The following is a 680-nucleotide window of genomic DNA, read 5'->3' as shown; positions in this document are numbered from 1 at the left end:
GCCGTACCGTTCGAGCGTGAGCCCGGCGAAGCGATCGCCGCCGTGGCACCCTCGGCGCCGAAGCCCGTTCAGCCCAAGCCGGCCGCACCTACCACCGCCGAGGCACCGGCCGCGGCCACGACGCCTGCTCCCGCCACCGAGGCTCCGGCCGTCATGGCGGAGGCGACGCCGCCAAGCGATGTGCCCGAGACGGTGGCGCCCAAGCTTGAACATGCCGACGGCGCCGTCATCATCCGCCGCAACGACACGCTGTGGCGGATCTCGCGGCGCGTCTATGGCCACGGCGTACGCTTCTCGACCATCTACCTCGCCAACCAGGACCAGATCAGTGATCCCGACCGCATCTGGCCGGGCCAGGTGTTCAAGGTCCCGGAAAAGTCGAAGGAAGGCGAAGCCGCCGACCTCAAGGCCATGGGCGAGCAGGCAACGACAGCGCCCGCCAAGACGGAGTAGGGTTTGAGCGCCGACGGTTGAGCGCAATCTCCCCTTGTGGGAGATGCCCGGCAGGGCAGAGGAGGGCGCTGTCTCGCCAGCCTGTCGGCCAAATCCGGTCGAGCTACCTTACGGCTGCTCGTAATGCTTTGATCGTGGAAAGTCGCGATCCTTCGCGCCCCTCTCTGTCCTGCCGGACATCTCTCCCACGAGGGGGAGATTGGCGGTTCCGGCGCTCTGCCCATAGG

General features: G+C 67.8%; 1 protein-coding gene. It reads left to right on the top strand.

The window, feature by feature from the left end:
- On the top strand, window positions 1–453 hold a 453-nt coding region (locus EN914_RS37390), incomplete at its 5' end, for a LysM peptidoglycan-binding domain-containing protein (RefSeq protein WP_164779267.1).
- Window positions 454–680 lie beyond the last annotated feature (227 nt).

The organism is Mesorhizobium sp. M7A.F.Ca.CA.001.08.2.1, from assembly GCF_003998455.1.
Classification (GTDB): Bacteria; Pseudomonadota; Alphaproteobacteria; order Rhizobiales; family Rhizobiaceae; genus Mesorhizobium; species Mesorhizobium ciceri.
This window is presented reverse-complemented; position numbering and strand designations above follow the sequence as displayed.